Origin of the sequence: Burkholderia sp. BCC1047, assembly GCF_902833155.1 — a bacterium.
Classification (GTDB): domain Bacteria; phylum Pseudomonadota; class Gammaproteobacteria; order Burkholderiales; family Burkholderiaceae; genus Burkholderia; species Burkholderia sola.
Genome location: NZ_CADFEH010000004.1, coordinates 250,455 through 273,133 on the forward strand (window position 1 = coordinate 250,455; position 22,679 = coordinate 273,133).

16 protein-coding genes and 2 pseudogenes are annotated in these 22,679 nt (G+C 66.1%); 12 read left to right on the top strand and 6 right to left on the bottom strand.

The features are described from left to right. Positions 1 to 3: 3 nt before the first annotated feature. Complete coding sequence (locus tag HWX55_RS07220; protein WP_175975056.1) at positions 4 to 429, bottom strand: hypothetical protein; 426 nt, start codon at positions 427 to 429, stop codon at positions 4 to 6. A 634-nt stretch (positions 430 to 1,063) separates the two neighbouring features. Continuing rightward, positions 1,064 to 2,059 (bottom strand): LysR substrate-binding domain-containing protein, encoded by a 996-nt coding sequence (locus HWX55_RS07225; RefSeq protein ID WP_175975058.1) that lies wholly within the window; start codon positions 2,057 to 2,059, stop codon positions 1,064 to 1,066. Between the two features lie 582 nt (positions 2,060 to 2,641). On the opposite strand from HWX55_RS07225, the gene HWX55_RS07230 reads away from it, so the two are divergent. The 7 genes from HWX55_RS07230 to HWX55_RS07260 all read left to right on the top strand — a co-directional run bounded on the left by HWX55_RS07230 (position 2,642) and on the right by HWX55_RS07260 (position 13,898). After that, positions 2,642 to 4,057 carry a circularly permuted type 2 ATP-grasp protein gene (locus HWX55_RS07230; protein WP_175975059.1) on the top strand — a complete coding sequence of 472 codons (1,416 nt, stop codon included), beginning with the start codon at positions 2,642 to 2,644 and terminating at the stop codon, positions 4,055 to 4,057. A 64-nt stretch (positions 4,058 to 4,121) separates the two neighbouring features. Continuing rightward, positions 4,122 to 5,063: an alpha-E domain-containing protein gene (locus tag HWX55_RS07235; protein WP_175975061.1), complete on the top strand. Its 942-nt coding sequence runs from the start codon at positions 4,122 to 4,124 to the stop codon at positions 5,061 to 5,063. A gap of 8 nt (positions 5,064 to 5,071) precedes the next feature. After that, positions 5,072 to 6,079 carry a transglutaminase family protein gene (locus tag HWX55_RS07240; RefSeq protein WP_175975063.1) on the top strand — a complete coding sequence of 336 codons (1,008 nt, stop codon included), beginning with the start codon at positions 5,072 to 5,074 and terminating at the stop codon, positions 6,077 to 6,079. A gap of 93 nt (positions 6,080 to 6,172) precedes the next feature. Continuing rightward, a complete protein-coding gene (locus HWX55_RS07245; RefSeq protein WP_175975065.1) occupies positions 6,173 to 9,586 on the top strand; it encodes a transglutaminase family protein in 3,414 nt (1,137 codons plus the stop codon). 214 nt (positions 9,587 to 9,800) lie between these two features. Then, positions 9,801 to 12,407, top strand: coding sequence for a circularly permuted type 2 ATP-grasp protein (locus tag HWX55_RS07250; protein WP_175975104.1), 2,607 nt, complete (start codon positions 9,801 to 9,803; stop codon positions 12,405 to 12,407). Further along, a complete protein-coding gene (locus tag HWX55_RS07255) occupies positions 12,401 to 13,450 on the top strand; it encodes a transglutaminase family protein (RefSeq protein ID WP_175975067.1) in 1,050 nt (349 codons plus the stop codon). Before HWX55_RS07250 ends, HWX55_RS07255 begins: the two co-directional genes overlap by 7 nt. 175 nt (positions 13,451 to 13,625) lie before the next feature. Continuing rightward, on the top strand, positions 13,626 to 13,898 hold the full coding sequence (locus HWX55_RS07260; RefSeq protein ID WP_050010750.1) for a hypothetical protein: 273 nt from the start codon (positions 13,626 to 13,628) through the stop codon (positions 13,896 to 13,898). 61 nt (positions 13,899 to 13,959) lie between these two features. Here the strand turns inward: HWX55_RS07260 and pip are convergent, their stop codons facing one another. Then, positions 13,960 to 14,892, bottom strand: coding sequence for a prolyl aminopeptidase (pip, locus tag HWX55_RS07265; RefSeq protein ID WP_175975069.1), 933 nt, complete (start codon positions 14,890 to 14,892; stop codon positions 13,960 to 13,962). Positions 14,893 to 15,218: 326 nt separating this feature from the next. Between pip and HWX55_RS07270 the strand changes: the two genes are divergently transcribed. Next, positions 15,219 to 16,370: an acyltransferase gene (locus tag HWX55_RS07270; protein WP_175975071.1), complete on the top strand. Its 1,152-nt coding sequence runs from the start codon at positions 15,219 to 15,221 to the stop codon at positions 16,368 to 16,370. A gap of 29 nt (positions 16,371 to 16,399) precedes the next feature. Here HWX55_RS07270 and HWX55_RS07275 read toward each other — a convergent pair whose 3' ends face one another. Next, positions 16,400 to 17,224: a multidrug ABC transporter ATPase gene (locus HWX55_RS07275; protein ID WP_175975073.1), complete on the bottom strand. Its 825-nt coding sequence runs from the start codon at positions 17,222 to 17,224 to the stop codon at positions 16,400 to 16,402. Positions 17,225 to 17,680: 456 nt separating this feature from the next. Here HWX55_RS07275 and HWX55_RS07280 point away from each other — a divergent pair. The 4 genes and pseudogenes from HWX55_RS07280 to HWX55_RS07295 form a co-directional block, all read left to right on the top strand. Further along, a pseudogene (locus HWX55_RS07280) lies at positions 17,681 to 17,875 on the top strand (PAS domain-containing protein); the annotation flags it as partial. A gap of 41 nt (positions 17,876 to 17,916) precedes the next feature. After that, positions 17,917 to 18,132, top strand: a complete 216-nt coding sequence (locus tag HWX55_RS36050; RefSeq protein ID WP_244140515.1) for a hypothetical protein — start codon at positions 17,917 to 17,919, stop codon at positions 18,130 to 18,132. Beyond that, the gene (locus HWX55_RS07290) at positions 18,113 to 19,258 is read left to right on the top strand and encodes a threonine synthase (protein WP_175975074.1); all 1,146 of its coding nucleotides are present in this window, start codon (positions 18,113 to 18,115) and stop codon (positions 19,256 to 19,258) included. Before HWX55_RS36050 ends, HWX55_RS07290 begins: the two co-directional genes overlap by 20 nt. A gap of 12 nt (positions 19,259 to 19,270) precedes the next feature. After that, positions 19,271 to 20,200, top strand: coding sequence for an asparaginase domain-containing protein (locus HWX55_RS07295; RefSeq protein WP_175975076.1), 930 nt, complete (start codon positions 19,271 to 19,273; stop codon positions 20,198 to 20,200). A gap of 96 nt (positions 20,201 to 20,296) precedes the next feature. On the opposite strand, the pseudogene HWX55_RS07300 reads toward HWX55_RS07295, so the two are convergent. Then, positions 20,297 to 21,244, bottom strand: a pseudogene (locus HWX55_RS07300) (branched-chain amino acid ABC transporter substrate-binding protein); the annotation flags it as partial. A gap of 389 nt (positions 21,245 to 21,633) precedes the next feature. After that, positions 21,634 to 22,584, bottom strand: a complete 951-nt coding sequence (locus HWX55_RS07305) for an IS481 family transposase (RefSeq protein ID WP_062911004.1) — start codon at positions 22,582 to 22,584, stop codon at positions 21,634 to 21,636. Positions 22,585 to 22,679: the final 95 nt, after the last annotated feature.

The following is a 22,679-nucleotide window of genomic DNA, read 5'->3' on the forward strand; positions in this document are numbered from 1 at the left end:
CGCTCACCATCGCAACTGTGTCGTGAGCGTGCCCGTCTCGACGATCGCGAACTGGGTTGCTCCCTGATAGGTCCCTTCGACCCGGTAGCTCGCGTCCGGCACGCTGAACAGGCAGCGCGATCCCGATGCATTGAATTCGACGAGCACGCGCCCATGCCGGCGCAGGCGCACCTGTACGTTGGAGAGCGGCTGCCCGGTGCTCTCCGACAGGAAAGACACGCCCAGGTTGTACGGGCGTCCGTCAGGCGGAAGCGGTGCGGTACCGTCGATCCGCGCGTCACCGCAGATATACGAAATCACGTACCGGTTCGCCCCCGGCCCGGACCCCGGCGACGGGGCCGGCGGTGTCTGGGCCATGGCGTTCATGCAGAGCGTGGAAAGCACGACGCCGAGGAAAGGGCGAGCCTGCTGTCGAAGCGAGGGTGACATTGCAATCTCCCGTCCGGACGCGATGACGCGCATCGACGCCGAGTCGAATTTGCCAACGTTCTTTTTGCGACATGGTATTGATACACGATGGTTTTTGAACCAACAACCGCGTGTGGCCCGAATGGGACGAAGGAAAAGATCCTATCTAAATAGGATAATGACGAATTGGTGAGGATTTCTTAATTATGAATAAAGTCGAGACTTCCGAACATGAAAATTGCTCATCGGTAGCGATGATCGAGCACGCTTTGAATCACGTCGGAGGTATCGACTTTCGTGCCGAAAAATAACGACTGATAAAAGAAACTATTGCGCCTGTATTCGAGGCGAATCGATGAGGGTCGGCATACAGGCCGCGGATTGCGAAATGAGGGTGCGACGTTTTTGATCATTCCGGCAGTTACAGGTAAATCGAAACTTGTGTAACAAGGTATTTCTGTCTTGAAAATCAGTCCGAATATTCTTACTTAATACAGAAAACAGTAAAAAATACGATGTGAATTCGCAAACGTTTGCGCTTTTCTCCAGACCGATTACAAGTCGGCGCGGGATTTCATGGAGTCGGACGGGATTATTGATTGCTATCGAAACAACGCGCATTCGCGCCGTGGATGGTCACGGCGCGAATGCGTGGTCAGCGGCTGCCGCCCGCGCTTCGCCGCGCGCTGCGCATCGCCGGCGCGGCCGCCTCTTCAGTGCCGATCGCGCCGTCGAGCGCCGTGCGCGGCCGGTTCATGATGTAGGCCCACAGCTGTTCGGCCGCGAGCCCGCGCTTGCGCGCCGACCGATACAGGCGGATTTCGAGCTCGGTGATCCAGTCGCCGGTGCCCGCGCATACGAGCGTGCCGTCCGCGAGTTCCTTCGCGACACAGCTTTCCGGCAGCCAGCCGATGCCGTGCCCGGCCACGACCATGCCTTTCAGCGCCTCGGACATGTGCGTCTCGAAACAGCGGTGCAGCACGTACGGCTCGGTCGCATTCAGCAGCAGCATCTCGACGATGTTGCCGAGAAACGCGCCCGACGAATACGCGAGCAGCGGCAGCGGCGCGTCGGGCGTGCCGGGCAGCTGGAACACCGGCTTGCCGCGCGCGTCGGGCGACGACACGGGCAGGATCCGCTCGACGCCGAGGCTGACGAACGGGAAGTGGTTCGGATCGAGCACGATCGGCAACTGCGGGTGGTGATAGCCGAGCAGCAGGTCGCATTCGCCTTCGACCAGTTGCTGCACGCCCTCCGGCACGTTCACCGCATTGACGCGGGCAGTGACGTGGCCGACCTCGCTATTGAGCTGCTTGAGCCATTCGGGAAACAGCGTGAACACGAGCGTGTGCGCGACGGCGAAGCGCACGACCTGATCGCTCGCCGCGAACTGGTCGTAGCCGTTCACGAGATTGCGCGCCGCATACATGCTGCGCAGGATGTCCGCGGCGAGCCCGCGGAACATCTGGCCGGCGGGCGTCAGCGCGACCGGGTTGATGCTCCGGTCCACCAGCTTCGCGTCCATCCAGGTTTCGAGGGCGGCGATTCGTCTGCTGAACGCCGACTGCGTCAGGTGCCGGTGACGCGCGGCCCGGGAAAAGCTCTTGGTATCCGCCAGGCTCAGGAAATCTTCCAGCCACTTTGCTTCCATTTCGATCTTCGCTTTTTATAGTCGGGCGCCTGAAAGGCGGCGCCGTCTGCTGCACCAACGTTCTAGCGTACCGCGCATCGCGCCGGTCGGGCCGATGTTTTTTTTCGATCGGTGTCAGTCGAAATATGCATGGGCGTTGTCGGCGGGATTACGGCTGCATAGCGTTGAGGGGCCGGACCGGTTAACCGGACAGTTCACCGCGTCGGACTGTCCCGGCCGCCCGGACGGCGCTTCCCCAGGGCCGGCTGCGCCGTGTGCGTGCCGGCCCGCCCCGTTCACGGTCGTTCCGGGGGCCCGGCTCGCCGTTTTTGGTGCAGTGCAGATTGCACATTCGTGACACGCGGGGGAACTATGTTCGTCGGACGCGGTGCAGCATCGGCCGTGCGCGCTCGTGGCGCACCGCGAGCGCCCGTCGCGCCCGGCGTTGCACCGTTATGGTGCGCAATGTCGCGCAGGCGTGCCTGCGGGGCGCAAAACAGGGGATATCGAAGGGATCGAGCAAGGCACGTTCCTTGCAAAGCAATCAGTACGCCGGTCCGGCATGCGCAATGCCGGGGAAAACGATCGATGGAGAGAAGATCGATGAAGCCATTCGATGAAATGCTGCAATCCGGCGACATGGTGAGGGCGCCTTACGCGCGCCTGAAACAATGGCTCGACACGCAGGATCCTGCGAGCCTCGCCCAGAAGGCCCACGACGCGGAAGGCGTGTTCCGCAAGACAGGCATCACGTTCGCCGTCTACGGCGACGCGGAAGCCGCCGAGCGGCTGATTCCGTTCGATATCGTCCCGCGCATCATCTCGGGTTCGGAATGGAGCCGGCTGTCGCTCGGCATCGAGCAGCGCGTGATGGCGCTGAACGCGTTCCTCGACGACATCTACCACCGCCAGGAAATCGTGCGCGCGGGCATCGTGCCGAAGCACCTGATCGCGCACAACGAGGCGTTCATCCCGGAGATGATCGATTTCCGGCCGCCCGGCAACGTTTACACGCACATCATCGGCGTCGACATCGTGCGCACCGGCGAGAACGCGTTCTACGTGCTGGAGGACAACGCGCGCACGCCGTCCGGCGTGTCGTACATGCTGGAAAACCGCGAGACGATGATGCAGCTCTTCCCCGAGCTGTTCCAGCAGGTGAAGGTGCGTCCGGTCGAAACCTATCCGCAGATGCTGCGCCAGTCGCTCGCGGCCGTGTGCCCGCCGGGCGGCAACGCCGACAACCCGACCATCGCGGTGCTCACGCCCGGCATCCACAATTCCGCGTACTACGAGCATTCGTTCCTCGCCGATCAAATGGGCGTGCACCTCGTCGAGGGCAGCGACCTGCAGGTGATCGACGGGCGCGTCGCGATGCGCACGACCGAAGGCTTCCAGCCGATCGACGTGCTGTACCGCCGCGTCGACGACGCATTCCTCGATCCGCTCACGTTCCGCCCGGATTCGGTGCTCGGCGTGGCCGGCATCATGGACGTGTACCGCGCGGGCAACATCACGATCGCGAACGCGCCCGGCACCGGCATCGCCGACGACAAGGCGATCTACTCGTACATGCCGGAGATCGTCGAGTTCTACACGGGCCGCAAGGCGCTGCTGGAGAACGTGCCGACCTGGCGCTGCGGCGAGGCCGACAGCCTGAAGTACGTGCTCGCGCATCTCGACGAACTGGTCGTGAAGGAAGTGCACGGCTCGGGCGGCTACGGAATGCTGGTCGGGCCGTGCGCGTCGAAGGCCGAACTCGACGCGTTTTCCGCGAAGCTGCGCGCCCGTCCCGCGAACTACATCGCGCAACCGACGCTCGCGCTGTCCACGACGCCGATCCTGACCGACGCCGGCCTCGCGCCGCGCCACGTCGACCTGCGGCCGTTCGTGCTGGTGTCGGACCGGATCCGCATCACGCCGGGCGGGCTCACGCGCGTCGCGCTGAAGGAAGGATCGCTCGTCGTCAACTCGAGCCAGGGCGGCGGCACCAAGGACACCTGGGTGCTGGCCGACTGAGCCGCGCACGACCGCGCGCGCCGGAGCCGGCGCGCGAACCGAACGAAGACGGAGTGGACACGAGATGCTTCTGGGACGTACTGCAAGCGGTCTCTACTGGATGTACCGCTATATCGAGCGCGCGGAGAATATCGCGCGCATCGTCGATGCCGGGCTGCGGATGGCGCTCACGCGCACGGCCGACGCGCCGGCCGAATGGTCGTCGGTGCTCGTCAGCTCGGGCGCGGACGACGGCTATCGGGAGAAATACGACGCGTATGCGGCCGATACGGTGACCGATTACCTGCTGCGCGACCGCGACAACCCGTCGAGCGTGCTGTCGTGCATCGAGGCCGCGCGCTCGAACGCGCGGATGGTGCGCACGGCATTGACGCGAGAGGCATGGGAAAGCGTGAACGGTGCGTGGCTCGCGCTGCGCCGCGCGTTGGCGCAGCCGGTGCCGGAAAGCGAACTGCCGGCCGTGCTCGACGAAGTCAAGCGCGAAACCGCGCTGATCCTCGGCAGCTTCTACAGCACGATGCTGCGCAACGAGATCTTCGATTTCGCGCAGATCGGCGCATTCATCGAACGCGCGGACAACACCGCGCGGATCATCGACGTGAAATACCACCTGCTGCTGCCGTCGGTATCGCACGTCGGCACGATCCTCGACAACTACCAATGGGAGACGATCCTGCGCTGCGTGGCCGCGCATCGCTCGTACCGCTGGGTGTACGACGTGCAGTACAAGCCGCTGAACATTGCCGACTATCTGATCCTGAACGGCCGCATGCCGCGTTCGCTGCGTTATTGCTACGGACGCGTCGTGTCGAGCCTGAATCTGCTCGCGAAGGATTACGGCGTGACACACCCATGTCACGACACGGCCACGAAGATCCTGCAAATGCTGTCCGATACGTCGGTCGAGCGGATCTTCAAGAGCGGCCTGCACGAGTTCCTGACCGACTTCATCGGCCGCAACAACAGCCTCGGGCTCGAAATCGCCCAGGCTTACAACTTCGACTGAGACTTGCCATGCGACTCGCCATCCGACACATTTCGCGTTATCAGTTCGACGATCAGGCCACCCACGCGCTGCAACGGTTGCGGCTGCGCCCGCAGTCGGGCCCCGGGCAGACGGTGCGCGCGTGGCAGGTCACGATCGACGGCGTCGAGCCGACGCTGTCTTACGCCGACGGGCTCGGCAACCGGATCGACCTCGTGCGCCACGATCGCGGCGCGAAGGCCGAGATCGTCGTCGTGGCGGCCGGCGTCGTCGAGACGCAGGACCGCTCGGGCATTATCGGGAATCCTGAAGGCTATGCGCCGCCGTGGATCTTCGAGCGCGAAACAGCGCTCACGAAGGCCGGCGACACCGTGCGCGCGCTGACCGACGCGCTGCCGATCGAGCCGCACGGCCTCGACGCTTTGCACTGGCTGATGACGGAAGTGCACGGCCGCATCGCGTACGCGCCGAACCTGGCCGCCGACGCGCCCGTCGATGCGGAAACCGCGCTGCAAAGCGGCGAGGGCACGAGCCGTGACCATGCGCACGCGTTCATCGCGGCCGCCCGCGTGCTGAAGATCCCCGCGCGCTACATCTCGGGCTACGTGCTGGCCGACAGCGCGATGCAGCGTATCGCCGATGCGAAGCAGAATGGGGTCGACGTCGAGGACGAGGAAGTGCTCGCGCTGCAGAGCGGCGACGGGATGCAGCAGGTGCTCGGTGCATCGCATGCCGCGCAATCGCAGTCGCAAGGGCAATCGCAGTCGCAATCCCAGGGGCAGCCGCACGCGGCGCTCGGCGCGCAGCCGCAAGCCACGGCGCTGATGCAGCAGCCGGCCGGCCATGCATGGGCCGAGGCCTATGTCGAAGGGCTCGGCTGGGTCGGTTTCGACCCGTTCATGAACCGTTGCCCGGACGAACGCTACGTGCGCATCGCGGTCGGCCTCGACCATCGCGACGCGCAGCCGGTGACGGGGCTCGGCGCGACGGCCGTCGGCGTCGAGATCAGCGTCGTGCAGACGCCGGAACTCGTCTGACCCGCGGCGCGCCTTCGCCGCATCCGCCATGCCGGGCCGCCGCGTCGCAAACGACGCGGCGTGCGCGGCCGGCCCAACCCGACTCGAGCTCCCATGTCCATCCACGTCGCGCTGCATCACACCACCCGCTATCGCTATGACCGGCTCGTCAACCTCGGCCCGCAGGTCGTGCGACTGCGGCCCGCGCCGCATTGCCGGACGCCGATCCTCGCGTATTCGATGACGGTCGAGCCCGCGCAGCACTTCATCAACTGGCAGCAGGATCCGTTCTCGAACTATCTCGCGCGGCTCGTGTTTCCGGAGCGCACCGAGCACTTCGAGATCACGATCGATCTCGTCGCCGAGATGTCGGTGTACAACCCGTTCGACTTCTTTCTCGAAGCCAGCGCGGAGCAATACCCGTTCAGCTATGACGACGCGCTGAAGACCGAACTCGCGCCGTATCTCGCATGCGACCCGCAGACGAGCGCCGCGCCGCTGTTTCGCGCGTATCTCGACGGCGTCGACCGCACGCCGGCCGGCACCACGAACTTCCTCGTCGCGCTGAACCAGCAGCTTCAGCGCGACATCGGTTATCTGGTGCGGATGGAGCCGGGCGTGCAGACGCCCGCGCAGACGCTCGAACTCGCGTCCGGCTCGTGCCGCGACAGCGCGTGGCTGCTCGTGCAGCTGTGCCGCCATCTCGGCATCGCCGCGCGCTTCGTGTCGGGCTACCTGATCCAGCTGACCCCCGACGTGAAATCGCTCGACGGCCCGAGCGGCACGTCGGTCGATTTCACCGACCTGCATGCATGGTGCGAGGTCTACCTGCCGGGCGCCGGCTGGATCGGCTTCGATCCGACGTCGGGGCTGCTCGCCGGGGAAGGGCACATTCCGCTCGCGTGCACGCCGCAGCCGACGAGCGCCGCGCCGGTCGAAGGGCTGATCGACGAGTGCGAGGTGTCGTTCGAGCACGAGATGAGCGTGACGCGCGTGTACGAATCGCCGCGCGTGACGAAGCCGTATTCCGAATCGCAGTGGGAGGCCGTGCTCGCGCTCGGCACGCAGGTCGACGGCGCGCTGGCTGCCGGCGACGTGCGGCTCACGCAGGGCGGCGAGCCGACCTTCGTGTCGATCGACGATCGAGACGGCGCCGAGTGGAACACCGATGCGCTCGGCCCGACCAAGCGCGGCTACGCGACCGAACTCGTGCAGCGGCTGCGCGCCGAATACGGCGACGGCGGCTTCCTGCATTTCGGGCAGGGCAAGTGGTACCCGGGCGAGCAGTTGCCGCGCTGGGCGTTGTCGATCTTCTGGCGCGCGGACGGCCAGCCCGTGTGGCACGATCCGTCGTTGTTCGCCGACGAGCGCGAGCCGTCGTCGTACACCACCGACGACGCGAAGCGCTTCATCGATGCGCTCGCCGCGCGGCTGAACCTGAGCGGCGAATTCATCCAGCCCGGCTACGAGGACGTCTGGTATTACCTGTGGCGCGAGCGCCGGCTGCCCGTCAACGTCGATCCGTTCGATGCGCGCCTCGACGACGAGCTCGAGCGCGCGCGGCTGCGCAAGGTGTTCGAGCAGCAGCTCGACAGCGTGGTCGGCTACGTGCTGCCGGTCAAGCGTACGGACGGCGAGCCGAGCCTCGACGGCCCGCGCTGGCAGACGGGCCCGTGGTTCTTCCGCGACGAGCGGATGTATCTCGTGCCCGGCGATTCGCCGATGGGCTATCGGCTGCCGCTCGATTCGCTGCCGTGGGCGGCCCGCGCCGACCATCCGTACCTGGTCGAGCGCGATCCGTTCGCGCCGCGCGACGTATTGCCGGACGCCGCCGCCATTCGCGCCCGTTACGCGGGCCCGGCCGACGCGCCGCGCTATCTGGCCGGCGTGCATCGCGAAGCGTCCGCGCAGACCGTGATGCAGTGGCGCGACGACGGTACGGCCGCGCACGGCCGACCGGGCGCCGCGGACCCGCATCGCCGGCCCGAGCGCTTCGAATCGGCCGCATGGATCACGCGCACCGCGCTGTGCGTCGAAGTGCGCAACGGCATCCTGTACCTGTTCATGCCGCCCCTCGCCGCGCTCGAGGATTATCTCGACCTGCTCGGCGCGATCGAGCTCACGGCGCACGCACTCGGCGTGAAGCTCGTGCTCGAAGGCTATCCGCCGCCGCGCGACGCACGGCTGAAGCTGCTGCAGGTGACGCCCGATCCCGGCGTGATCGAGGTGAACATCCATCCGGCCGCGAGCTTCGACGAGCTCGTCGACCACACCGAATTCCTGTACGACGCCGCGTGGCAATCGCGGTTGTGCAGCGAGAAGTTCATGGTCGACGGGCGGCACGTCGGCACGGGCGGCGGCAACCACTTCGTGCTCGGCGGCGCGACGCCGGCCGACAGCCCGTTCCTGCGCCGCCCCGATCTGCTCGCGAGCCTGATCGCGTACTGGCACAACCATCCGTCGCTGTCGTACCTGTTCTCGGGGCTGTTCATCGGGCCGACGAGCCAGGCGCCGCGTGTCGACGAGGCGCGCAACGACCAGCTCTACGAGCTCGACATCGCGTTCGCGGAGATCCAGCGCAACAAGCTGCTGTTCGGGCAGGACATGCCGCCGTGGCTCGTCGACCGCGTGCTGCGCAACCTGCTGATCGACGTGACGGGCAACACGCACCGCAGCGAGTTCTGCATCGACAAGCTGTATTCGCCCGATTCGTCCACCGGCCGGCTCGGCCTGCTCGAACTGCGCGCGTTCGAGATGCCGCCGCATGCGCGGATGAGCATCGTGCAGCAACTGTTGCTGCGCGCGCTGGTCGCGCGCTTCTGGGCCGCGCCGTACACGACGCCGCTCACGCGCTGGGGCACCGCACTGCACGATCGCTTCATGCTGCCGGAATTTCTTCAGATGGATTTCGACGACGTGCTGGCCGAGCTGCGCGACGCCGGTTTCGCGTTCGATCCGGCGTGGTTCGCCCCGCACTTCGAATTCCGCTTCCCGCTGTTCGGGCAGATCGCGGTGAACGGGATGGAACTGTCGCTGCGCGGCGCGCTGGAACCGTGGCACGTGATGGGCGAGGAGGGCGCGCCCGGCGGCACGGTGCGCTACGTCGATTCGTCGGTCGAACGGCTCGAAGTGCGCGTCACGGGGCTGAACGACAACCGGCACGTCGTGACCGTCAACGGCCGCGCGTTGCCGCTGCAGCCGACCGGCACCGTCGGCGAATACGTCGCGGGCGTGCGCTACAAGGCGTGGTCGCCGCCGTCGGCGCTGCATCCGACCATCGGCGTGCACGCGCCGCTCACGTTCGACATCGTCGATACGTGGCTGCAACGCTCGCTCGGCGGCTGCCGGTATCACGTCGCGCATCCGGGCGGGCGCAACTACGCGACGTTCCCGATCAATGCGTACGAAGCGGAGAGCCGCCGGCTCGCACGCTTCGTCGAGATCGGGCATACGCCGGGGCGGATGGACGTCGCGGCTGCCGCGCCGAGCCGCGAATTCCCGTTCACGCTCGACTTGCGGCGGCCGTGATCGATCGATGACGGGGCGGACGACGATGCGCGATTCGCGACCTCCCGGCGCATCGGCCGGTCGCGGCCCCGCCGGAATGCTAGGATGCGGGCAGAATGCGGTTCCGCACTGCGGCTTGCCGCCTGAATGGCGGCGCGTATGCGCGGCCGCACCCTGACGACGGAACGACATCGTGCCGCCCATTGACCTCGACCATCTCGCCGCCCTCGACGCGATGCCCACGCTTTTCGATACCGGCGCGCAGCCGGACGCCGCCGAACTGGCCGCCGCGCTCGCGGCGCCGGCCGCCGCCGGCCGCTACGACGAACTGCGCGGCAGCGCGGCCGGCCTGCACGCGCCTGCGCTCGCGCCCGCGTGGCGCAGCTTCTTCACGTCGATCGGCAGCGACGGCGTGGCCGACCTCGACCGCCGCGCCGACGCGCTGCACCGCCGCATGCGCGAGAACGGCCTGTTCTACCAATTGCACGAGCAGCGCGCCGGCGACGGCGCGGTCGGCCCGTGGTCGCTCGACCTGCTGCCGCTGATCGTCACGCCCGAGGACTGGGTCGGGATCGAGCGCGGCGTGCTGCAGCGCGTGCGGCTGCTCAACGCGACGCTGGCCGACCTGTACGGGCCGCAGACGATCCTGGAGCGCGGGCTGCTGCCGCCCGCGCTCGTCACCGGCCACCCCGGCTATCTGCGTGCGATGCGCGGCGCGCACGTGCCGGGCGATACGTGGCTGCACGTCGTTGCATTCGATCTCGCGCGCGGCCCGGACGGCCAATGGCGGATCGTCGCGCAGCACACGCAGGGCCCGTCCGGCCTCGGCTACCTGCTCGAGAACCGGCTGATCGTGTCGCGGCTCTTTCCGCGCGGGTTTCGCGGGTTGCGCGTGCAACGGCTTGCGTCCGCGTACCGCGCGCTGCTGCAGAGCATGCAGTCGCTCAGCCCCGCTGCGAAGAATTCGCGGATCGTGCTGCTGACGCCGGGGCCGCACAGCGCGACCTATTTCGAGCATGCGTATCTCGCGCGCTATCTCGGCCTTACGCTCGTTGAAGGCGGCGACCTGACCGCGCGCGACAACCGCGTGTTCCTGAAGACGCTGAGCGGACTCGAACCGGTGCACGGCATCCTGCGGCGCGTCGACGATGCGTGGCTGGATCCGCTCGAACTGCGGCCCGATTCGATGCTCGGCGTGCCGGGGCTGTTGCAGGCCGTGCGCGCGGGCAACGTGCTGCTCGCGAACGCGCCGGGCTCGGGCTTCCTCGAGTCGCCGGCGATGCTCGGCTTCATGCCGCGTCTCGCGGAAGCGCTGCTCGGCGAAACGCTGACGCTGCCGGCCGTGCATTCGTGGTGGTGCGGCGAGGCGGCCGCGTGCGACGACGCGCTGCCGCAGCTCGCGCGCGGCATCGTGAAGGCATCCTATCCACCCGACGTGCAGGAAGGCGGTGCATTCGAACCGGTGATCGGCGCGCGGCTCACGCAGGCGCAACTGGCGGAATGGCGCGCGCGGATTGTCGCGCAGCCCGAACACTACACGGTGCAGGCCGACCTGCCGCTGTCGCAGGCGCCGACCTGGCCGCGGTCCGACGCGTCCGACGGCAACGACAGCGCGCGCATCGTGCCGAAGCCGCTGCTGCTGCGCGTGTTCGCGCTCGCCGACGGCGCGCAGCGCTGGCGGCTTCTGCCGGGCGGACTGTCGCGGGTCGGCACGCGCGATACGCTGTTCAACGCGCCGATGCCGCGCGGCGGCAGCACCGTCGACACGTGGGTGATGACCGAGGGCATCGTCGATTCGACGACGCTGCTGCAGACGCATCTCGGCCCCGACGACCTCGTCGAGCGGCCGCGTGCGATCGCGAGCCGGGCGGCCGAGAACCTGTTCTGGCTCGGCCGCTACACCGAGCGCGCGACCAACCTGATGCGCCTCGCGCGCGCCGCGCTCGAACGGCTGCGCGGCGAAGACGACGTCGACAGTCCCGCGCATCTGGAACTGATCGACACGTTGTGCCGGGACACCGGGCTGATCGCGGCCGACGCGCCGCACGCCGTCGATGCGCCGCGCGCGTTCCAGCATGAGCTGGCGACGTCGCTGACGCGCGGCGCCGATCGCACGTCCGGGATCGCATCGTGCCTGTTCGGCATGCGCGGTGCCGCCGCGGCGATCCGCGAGCGGCTGTCGAGCGATCAGTGGCGGCTGATCGACGACGCGACCCAACTGTTCGCGGACAGCGCGGGGCAGCCGGAAGCGGAGGAGCAGATCGGCAACGAGGCGCTGCAACTGCTGGAACGCGTCGGCCTGCTGCTCGGCGCGATCACCGGTGCGCAGACCGACAACATGACGCGCGACGACGGCTGGCGACTGCTGTCGATCGGCCGGCAGATCGACCGGCTCGACTTCCTGTGCAGCGTACTGAAGTTCGCGTTCGACGAAGGCGCCGTGCATCGGCAGGACGGCTTCGAACTCGTGCTCGAACTGTTCGACAGCACGATCACGTTCCGCTCGCGGTTCCAGCGCGGCTTCGACGTCGCGCCGCTGCTGTCGCTCGTCGTGCTCGATACCGACAACCCGCGCTCGCTCGGCTGGGTCGTGCAGGCGCTGCGCGGCCGGCTGACGAAGGTCGAGCACGGCGAAGGCTATGCGCTGTCCGAGCTGGCCGAGACGGTTCCGGACATCCCCGCGTGGTCGCTGCACGAGCTGTGCGAGACCGCCGAAGACGGCCGGCACGACAAGCTGCTCGCCGCGCTCGACACGACGGTGAAGGCCGTCTGGGAGCTGTCGAACCGGATCGGCGAGCGCTATTTCAGCCACGTGCGCGAGGCGGGCAGGACGCTATGGTGACGACGAAAGGCGCACCGAAAACACCGGCCGGCGCCGGCAACGCACGGCAGGCGCCGCCGTCGGCTCCGGCCGCAACGGGTGCGCCGGCCGCCGTCGCGCCGGGCCGGTTGCTGCGTGTCACCCACGACACCGAATACCGTTACGCGGCGCGCGTCGAATCCGCGCAGCACCAGGCACGCTTGCAACCGCTCGCGACGCCGCGCCAGCAGGTGCTGTCGTTCTCGCTCGACATCGAGCCCGCGCCGGAATCGGTGTGCACCGAAGTCGATGCGTTCGGCAATGCGCGGGCGTCGTTCGCGCTGAACCTGCCGCACGACGCGCTGCTGGTACGCAGCCGTAGCACCGTGCGCGTGACGCCGCCCGTGTGGTCGCTCGGCGCGCGCGGCGCGCCGCCGCCTGCGATCGCGAACCCGGACGCCGCGCATGCCACCGCATGGGAGGCCGTGCGCGACCGCCTGCGGTTCCGCGCGGGGCAGCCTTACGACCCGGCGAGCGAGTTCGTGTTCGCGTCGCCGCACGTCGCGTGCGATCCCGAACTCGCTGCGTATGCGGCCGCGAGCTTCACGCCGCAACGGCCGCTCGTGCAGGCGGCGTGGGACCTGATGCGGCGCGTGCATGCCGATTTCGCGTACACGCCGAACAGCACCGACATCACGACGTCGGCGCTCGACGCGCTGCGGTTGCGCAAGGGCGTGTGCCAGGATTTCGCGCATGTGATGATCGGCGCGCTGCGCTCGCTCGGGCTGGCCGCGCGTTACGTCAGCGGCTACCTGCTCACGCAGCCGCCGCCCGGGCAGCCGCGGCTGATCGGCGCCGACGCGTCGCATGCGTGGGTCGAGGTTTACGACCCCGCGTGGCCCGAGGACAACGGATGGCTGCAACTCGATCCCACCAACGACCGTGCGCCCGGCGACGACTACGTGATGCTGTCGGTCGGCCGCGATTATGCCGACGTGACGCCGCTGCGTGGCGTGATCCGCGGCGGCGGCGCGGATCAGGAGCTGAAGGTCGGCGTGACGGTCGAGCCGCTCGATGCGGCTTGAGGGTACCGCCGGGCGGGGCTCACGCGCTTTAAGTCTTCGTTAATACTGCACGCCTAGCATGGTGATGTCGGCGAACGATCCGGACCCATCCGGCGCGCCGGCGGCACGCGCGGGTGCGTCGACGTCACGGCGCCGCGCCGTCGCGCGGCGCCATTTCCATGCAACGGCGGCGGACATGATCAAGAACTTCGACTACACGCTCGGCAACGAGAAGATCGAGCTTTGTGCGAGCTTCGGCGCGGGCCCGGCATTCCGCCGCGTGCTCGTGAGCCGGGCGGATTCGATGGAAACGCTGGTGGTGCTCGACGCGCGCGGACTGTCGGGCCTGCTGAAGGTGGCGACCGAAGAACCGGAAGGGCTGCTCGACGATGCGATCCGCAAGGTCGGCGACGAACAGCTCGTCGAGCGGGCGATCAGCGGCCGGACGATCGTCGAAGCCGCGTTGTGATGGGGCGGCGCGTGCGCGTGCCGGCAGGCACGGCAACACGCGTCGCGTCGCGTGACGTCGCTCAGGCGGCGAACCGGTCCGTCGCCGCGACCAGCGCTTCCAGAATCCCCGGCTCGTTGTACGCGTGTCCGGCCCCGGACACGATTTCGAACGTGGCGTCCGGCCACGCCTTCGACAACTCCCACGCGGTGCGCGCCGGCGTCGCGATGTCGTAGCGGCCCTGCACGATCACGCCAGGGATGCCGGCGAGACGATGCGCGTCGCGCAGCAACTGGCCTTCCTCGACGAAGCCCTTGTTCACGAAGTAGTGGTTTTCGATCCGCGCGAACGCGAGCGCATAGTGGCCGTCCGCGAAGTGTGCGGCGAGCGCGGGATCGGGCAGCAGCGTGATCGTGCGGCCCTCCCAGATGCTCCACGCGCGCGCGGCTTCGAGCTTCGCGGCTTCGTCGTCGCCGGTCAGCCGACGATGGTAGGCGGCCATCAGGTCGCCGCGCTCGGCTTCCGGAATCGGCGCGAGGAAGTCTTCCCAGTGATCGGGGAACAGCCACGACGCGCCATCCTGGTAGTACCACAGCAGTTCCGCGCGACGCATCGTGAAGATGCCGCGCACGATCAGCGCGCTCACGCGTTCCGGGTGCGTCTCCGCGTACGCGATCGCCAGCGCGCTGCCCCACGAGCCGCCGAACACCAGCCATTGCTCGGCGCCGACCATCTCGCGCAGGCGTTCGATATCGGCGACCAGATCCCACGTCGTGTTGTTCTCGAGGCTCGCGTGCGGCGTCGAGCGCCCGCAGCCGCGCTGGTCGAACAGCAGGATGTCGTAGCGCTCGGGATCGAACAGGCGGCGATGGTCGGGACCGCAGCCGGCGCCGGGGCCGCCGTGCAGGAACACGGCGGGCTTGCCGGCCGGGTTGCCGCAGCGCTCCCAATAGATGCGATGGCCGTCGCCGGTGTCGAGGTGGCCGTGGGCGTAAGGTTCGATCGGTGGATACACAGGCAGACTCCGGGTGAGGGTCGACAGGAGGCGGACGAGGCGCGGACCGGTGTGCGGGCGGGTACGGTGCTGCGGAGATTGTTGCGCCGCAAAAGTCGTTGCGTGGGCATCGGACCGGCCGCCGCCGGACAAGGTTTGTCATTATGCCCATTCGTCGCGCCGGACGTTGACCCGCCGGGAAGCGGCGTCGCCGGCGGTGTGAGTCACGCGGATTTTTGAAGCAATTTCATTCCGATATTTTTCATACAAAATCCGGCGACAGGTCGGCGGGCTGATCGGACGCCGGCCCATTCCCGCTCCTTCACCGTGCCAACGGAAACCAGCCGATGAACCATCGCGTCACGCAGTTGACCGGGTTGCGCGCCGTCGCGGTCGCGATGGTCGTCGTCGGTCATGCCGAGCATGTGCTGCCCGGCGGCTATACCGGCTGGTACGCGCCGTTGCGGCTGATCGCCGACGGCCGGCTCGGCGTGCTGATCTTCTTCGTGCTGAGCGGTTTCCTGATCACCAACGTGCTGCGCGCCGAATTCGCGCGCACGGGCGGCATCGCGCTGACGTCGTTCTACGTGCGCCGTGCGCTGCGGATCTGGCCGGCCTGCTACGTGTATCTCGCGGTGGTGGCGATCGTCGCGTTCGCCGGCGGGTTCGACGTCGACCGCCGGCAGTGGCTCTATGCGGCGCTGCACCTGTGGAATTACTCGGCGTGGTTCGGGCTGACCGGCGACAACGCGCTGCATCCGGACGGCGCGTGGTACCTCGGCCATTTCTGGTCGCTCGCGCTCGAGGAGCAGTTCTACTGGTTCTGGCCGCTGCTGTTCGTGTTCGGCATCCGCCGCGCCGGCACGCGCTGGCTGGCCGCGCTGATCCTGGTCGTGCCGCTGGTGCGTGCGACCACGTATTTCCTCGCGCCCGCGCTGCGCGGACAACTCGGGATGATGCTGCATACGGGTATCGATCCGATCCTGATCGGCTGCTATGCGTCGCTCAACCGCGAACGGCTCGAAGCGTGGATCGGCTCGTGGCGCGGCGAGGCGCGCATCGTGACGGCGCTTGTCTTCATCGTGCTGCTCGGGATGCCGCTCGCCGAACACAGGCTCGGCGGCTTCTGGAATGCGACGTATGGCGTGACGCTCGAAGCCGCGCTGATCGCGATCGTGATCGTCGTGCTGAATTTCCGCGGCGAGTTCTGGTGCGCGCGCTGGTTGCGCGCCAGGCCGGTCGTGTTCGTCGGCACGATTTCGTTCAGCCTGTATCTGTGGCAGCAGCCTTTTGCGAACCCGCGATTGCCTGTGCCGCACGAGTTTCCGCTCGGCATCGTTTGGGCGTTGATGGCCGCGACCGCCAGCTATTTCTTCGTCGAAAAACCGTTCCTGCGGCTGAAGGATCGGTATACGGCGCGTGAGGCGCGACACGTGCGGGACGACGCGTTGCGGATGCCGGCGCCGACCGATGCGATCGGGGCGAAGGTGGTGGAGTAGGCGGGCGGGGCGGCATCACGCCCGCGCCATTACTTGAAGCGTTTCATCGCGGCCGGCGAATACCAGAAGTTCCGGAACATGTCGATTCCATAGGACTTGCCGTCGTAGTGGACGATCGTGCGCGCCGTGCGCTTGCCCGTATCCGAGTAATCACCGTTCTTGCGCTGCGTCTGCGTGATGTGCGCCGTGATCGAGAGGTCGGCGAAGCCGTGGCTCGACGTTTTCTCGACGGCGATCGTCATGCGTGCCTCCTCGCTGCGCGCATCGCCTGCACCGGGGCCGCAGGCGTCGCCTTCGACGCTGACCCAGCCGTACAGATTCGTGCCGAACACCGGGCGGATACGGCTGCCTTCGCGCACCCACAGCGTCAACTCTTCAGTGGCGTTGGCATCCGGGCAACTCGGCCCGCGTGCGCTGCTGGTAAACACGACGCCGAACGCACGCACGTCGGGCGTCAACCGGTACGGCGCCGTGTCGATCCGATAGCTGTTCTCGCCGATCTCCGTCGCTGCATCCTCTTCAATCACCGACCGATCGGCCGCCACGACCTTGCCGCCCTCGACGAGTGCGACAACCTGCAGCTTTTTGCTTTCGTCCGGGTTCTTGCTCTTCGGCAGCGAATCGAACGCGACGGCCGCGATCGTCGTTTCGGGCGCGTTCGGCATGGCTTTGCACGACGACGCGACGACGAGCCGGTCCGCGTCGCGCGTGGCGATGCGTGCGCTCGCGATGCTGGCCCAGCGGGCGATGGCCGTTACGGTGTCGTCGCCGCAAGCCTGGCTGTCGGCGGCGTGAGCGATGGGGGCGGCGGCGAGCGCCAGCAGCGGGGCAAAACGAACGATTCTCGGGGGCATGAGGAGAGCGCTTTTTACGGATTGCTGTGGATGCCGCTTAACGGTCCGGAAACGAACATCTTAAGAACCGCCACGTCGTCATGGGTGTTACGGCCCATATCGTTGCTTCTCGACAAACACCAAGGAAAGTGGCACGGACGAGCATTCGAGGGAAAGGCCGCCAGATTGGCAACATGGAATCGAATGTTAGCAACGTTACGCGAAGCAAGGTCTTCTATGGCCTGGCGGCCTGCGCTTCCACTTTACTGATCCCGATGGCTATGAACTGCCCGTGTGGTCAGCAGACGGGATGCCCCCAAAGACCTTGAATGCCGGCGCACTTTGAGGCCATCAGGCGTTGGGCTTCTTGCCGAACCATGCTCGGGATTTTAATCTAGACGAATTGTTGTTAGTTTGACAAAACGTCTAGAAATAGCCAAACTACCCGGCATGCCAAGGAACACCACTGGACCCAGCATGCCGAAGAAGACTCCCGAACAGCAGCGCCTGCTAGGGCAGATCAAACAGGTCGCCGAAGGGCTGGCCCGGACCTTCGCCCCATTTACCGAGGTCGTGGTCCATGACCTCCTCGACCCGGAGCACGCGGTGCTCGCGATCCACAACAATCTGTCGGATCGGGAAGTCGGGCAGCCTGCGACCGAACTGGGCGTCTACCTCGGCGTCTCGTGCGCAACGGCGTATGGCAATGTCAAATGAAGTCACGCTACTGCTCGTCGACGAGCCTGTCGTCGATCCATTGCTCGGTACCGGACGACGTGATCGCGGTGATGCGCGAGGCGTTCGCACTGCACGGACAGCGCGCGGGCCGCGTGTTTTACCCCAACGTCATAGCCATGATCGTGTTGCTTCTGCGGCGATCGGGTATGTGCCAAAGCGGAGTCGGAAAACGTGAAATCGCACTATATTGAGCCGCTCAGCGGCACTACCTATCCGTTGGACACGCCTCGGTGGTGTTCGGACGACCGCAGGCCGCTCCTGATCTCGCCGCTCGCTGGCATTTCCCGGGACGACATCGACCGGCACCTTCGCTCCCAATGGCGCTATCGCGCGTCGCTTCCGGTCGAGATCGTGTCCCCCATCTCCATGGGGGAAGGGTGCACACCGCTGGTTCAGAAGACGTGGGGCGACCACCGGCCGCATTTCAAGCTGGAGTGGTTCAGCCCCACAAGCAGCTTCAAGGATCGCGGCACGACGGTGATGCTCTCGATGTTGCGGCAGCAAGGGATCACGGCCGTTCTGGAGGACAGTTCGGGCAACGGCGGCGCGTCGGTGGCGGCGTATGGCGCTGCAGGCGCGATGCGCGTGAAAATTCTGGCGCCCGCCTACGCGTCGCCCGCGAAGATCGCGCAGATGCGCGCCTATGGGGCAGAGGTACAACTGGTCGACGGGCCTCGACAGGCGTGTGAGGACGAAGCCGTCCGGCAGTCCGCGAGCATCTTCTACGCCAGCCACAATTGGCAGCCGTTTTTCCTCGAAGGGACCAAGTCGATCGGTTACGAGATCTGGGAAGACCTCGACTTCCAGGCGCCGGACAACATCGTCATGCCCGCGGGCGCAGGCAGCAATGTACTCGGCTGTTATCTGGCGTTCTCGGAACTGATGCGCGCGGGCCAGATTGACAAAATGCCGCGGCTCTTCGTTTGCCAGCCATTGAACTGCTCTCCGATCGATGCCAGCTTCCACGCGGGCGTCACGACACCCGTTGCGCGCGAGGTTCGAAAGACGGTCTCCGAGGGGACGGCCATCGCCCATCCTTTGAGGCTGACGCAAGTGGTCAATGCCGTCAGGGAGACGGGTGGCACGACCGTGGCCGTGGAAGAAGAAGCGATCGTCGATGCGCTCAGGCGGATTGCGCGACTGGGCCTTCTGCCGGAACTGACTTCGGCAACCGCGGTGGCAGGATTTGACCGGCTCATCCAGCTGGGGGCGATTCGGGCGCGAGAGGAAACGGTTGTCCTGCTGACGGGCACGGGTATCAAGAACGCCGAAGCCATCGCGGAGATGTACTCGGAAATGAGCGGCACTCCTGTCTAAAGGCCAGCCTCCATGAAAATCGGACTCCTGAATTGCGGCGGCACCATCACGGAAAGCTACCGGAGTGATGGGACGATCGAGCGTTTACTGGCACGCGATCTGATCGTCTTGAGCGGTCAGGCAGACTGGATCGGACATGACGTCGATCCTGTCGATAGCTGCGACCTGACTTTCGCGTCAATTTGCCGGGCGCGTGATGTGATGCGGCAGGATCGCGACAGCGAAGCGTTCGTCATGTGTTGCGGCACCGACGCAATGGAAGATGTCGCCTATGCCGCCGCGCTGCTTTTTGATCGCGACCGGCCTGTCGTTCTGACCGGTGCGGCGATCCCCGGCGGCAATGCCAATGCCGATGGTCCGCGCAATCTGACGGATGCCGCCAATCTGGCGCGCGCGATGCCGAGGGGGGCGAGCGCCGTCGTGGCCTTCGCGGGACGGATTTTCGATCCTGCCTCGATCGTCAAGGTATGGCCGCAGGCCATTCAGCCCTTCGGACCTGAAACGGCGATCCGCGGCTCCATCGAGGCCGACATCGTTACGCTCACAGGTTCGGGCGCCGGTGACGACAGTTACGCGGAACTCGATGTATCCGACCTCGGCGCCCGCGTTGCGATCGTCATGGAGACCTTCGGGTCGCTCGTGGGCTTCCCGGATATCTCCGAACTCGACGGTATTGTTGTGGCAGGCAAGGGTGCAGGGGGCTTCTCGGCGCAGTCGGAGAGGCTACTGAGCGAAGCCGCGACGCATATCCCTGTCGTGCTGTCGACGCGCTGCGCGCATGGCTTCCGGGTCAATCCAGCCGTCACCAAGTATGCGTACGATCGCGCCCACGGCCTCGGCCTGACCACGGCAGGTTATGACGGTCTGAACGCGTCGAAGGCACGCATTCGGCTCATAGCCGAGCTGGGTCGTGCCAATCGCAGCGGAAAGACCGGGCGCTGATCGGCGCCCCGCAGCTATTCGGCGCGTTCAGCAAAAGTCCATCTGGTGCGGGGCTGACGCGGGGGCCTGGCGGCTCCCGCGTCGGCCCCGCTTCGTTCACATCTTCTCGACCTCCAGCAGCGTCCGCTTGCCTTTCACGTATTTGTAGAGAGAGATGGTGCTGTCCTTCAGGTCGCCGTGCTCGTCGAACCGGATATTGCCAATCAGCGTGTTCAGATTGGTCGTGGGCATGGCGGACAGGATGCCGGCGCGCGTGACCGAGTTGGCGCGTTTCATCGCATCGACGATCACGTAGACGGCGCTGTACGCAACCGGCGAGTAGACCACCGGATCGTGACCGTACACGGCCTTCAGTTCCTTGGCGAACGCGGCGCTGCCCGTCATCGCGGACAGATCGCCGCCGGCGACCGAGCAGACCAGATTGTCGGCGGCGTCGCCGGCCAGCCGGGCCAGGTCGGTCGTGCAGACGCCGTCGCCCGCCAGGATCCTGGCGCGGAGCGCCAACTGCATGGCCTGCTTGGCGAAGGGGCCGCCGGTGGCGTCCTCGCCGCCGTACATGATGGCGTCGGGGCGTTCGGCCTTGATCTTGGTCAGGATGGCCTTGAAGTCGGTGGCCTTGTCGTTGGTCGCATCGCGCGATAGCACCTGGATGCCTTCGGCCTTGGCGGTCTTCTCGAACTGGTCCGCAAGACCCTGGCCGTAGGCCGTCGCGTCGTCGACGATGGCGACCGTCTTGACCTTCTGGCTCTTGGCGTACTTCGCGAGGGCGGGGCCCTGCTGGGCGTCGGTGCCGATCACGCGGAAGGCGGTCTTGTAGCCTTGCAGCGTGTACTGAGGATTGGTGGAGCCCGGCGTGATCTGGGTGACGCCGTTGTCGCGGTAGATCTTGGACGCGGGGATGGACACGCCGGAGTTCAGGTGGCCGATCACGGCCACGACGCCGTCGTCGACCAGCTTCTGCGCGACATTCGTACCGATTCTGGAGTCGGCCTGGTCGTCCAGCGAGTCGATCTCCAGGATGACCTTCTGGCCAGCGATGACCAGATTGCCATGTTCGCAAGCGGCGTCTTGCCGGACGACTCGTGATTTGAACCGCTGAAAACCTCCGATCAGTCAATGTTTCCTGGCCGAGCCGACGGAGTGTGAAAAATTTCCGCCTCGCAAAACAGTTTGTCCGCTCCATCAAAATAACGAATATTGAATGCGTGATATATATCTGATGTTTTTCTGATCGGGGTAATTGTTTTCTGACCATTCCTGCAACTTAAATAAAATGTCACGGAAGGAGACGGCCGATGGCATCTGACTGTTTGTGTGCGACGGGTTAATCGGGTTGGTAGTCGCTTTGCCACGTTTGCAAAGAATGGTTGGGAAGCTCCATAGGGCGTCGTGACGTTCCGGTCTACGCGCGAGCTGCGGCAGCGTGGCACCGTCTAGCTGTGAAGCGTCAAGAGGTTGTTTCTCGACGCAGGAAGTCTCGCCATCGGCGCAATGCCGCCGATGGCGCTATGAGCTCGATGCCAGTTGTAGTGATGCTGCCAACTCGCCAAGGCTTCGATGCGATGAGCCGAGCTTTGGTACGTCCATGCATAGGCCCACTCACGTAAAGCCGACTGGATGAAGCGTTCAGCTTTACCGTTGGTCTGCGGACGATACGCCCGCGTAAATTTGTGTCGGATACCCAGTTCCTGGCAGGCCCGAGCAAATTCGTGCGAACGGAACGCCGAACCGTTGTCCGTCAGTAACCGGCGCACACGCACGCCGAACCCGGCGTACCACGCAACGGCGTCACGCAGGAACTGCACAGCACTACGTTTCGTCTCGTCGGGATGCATCGCCGTGAAGGCAACCCGGGCGTGGTCATCCACGGCGACAAAGAGGTACTCCCAACCCACACCGTCCACCGTATCGCGCCGATTACCGGTGACACGATGGCCAGGACGCGCGATTCGACCGAGCTTCTTGATGTCGATGTGCAGCAAATCGCCTGGCGCCTCGTGTTCGTAGCGCTGAACGGGTTCGCGCGGTTGCAGGTCGCTCAACCGGGATAGCCCAGCACGCGCCAGTACGCGGCTGACGGTCGAAGCAGACACGCCTGCCTGTCGGGCGATCTGACGCTGCAGCAAGCGCTGCTGGCGCAATTCCACGATCAGCAAGGCCGTCGCCGGGGCGATTGAACGCGGGGAGCGGGCCGGGCGCGACGAGGCATCAGCCAGCGCTGGTGCACCACCGACCAAATAGCGGCCCAGCCATTTACGCACGGTCGGCGCTGTCACGCCATGATCGGCTGCGGCCTGCTGCACACTCGAACCGAATTCGGTGATCTCCTGAACCATCTCAAGTCGACGCGCGAAAGTGAGTCGGGCATTCTTATGGGTGTTCATCCGGCTGGGTTCCTGGAAGGTTGGGTGTTTGGCGACTTCCAGTCTCCCAGACTCAGTCCGGATGAACCATCGATACAACCTATTGAAGCTTCACA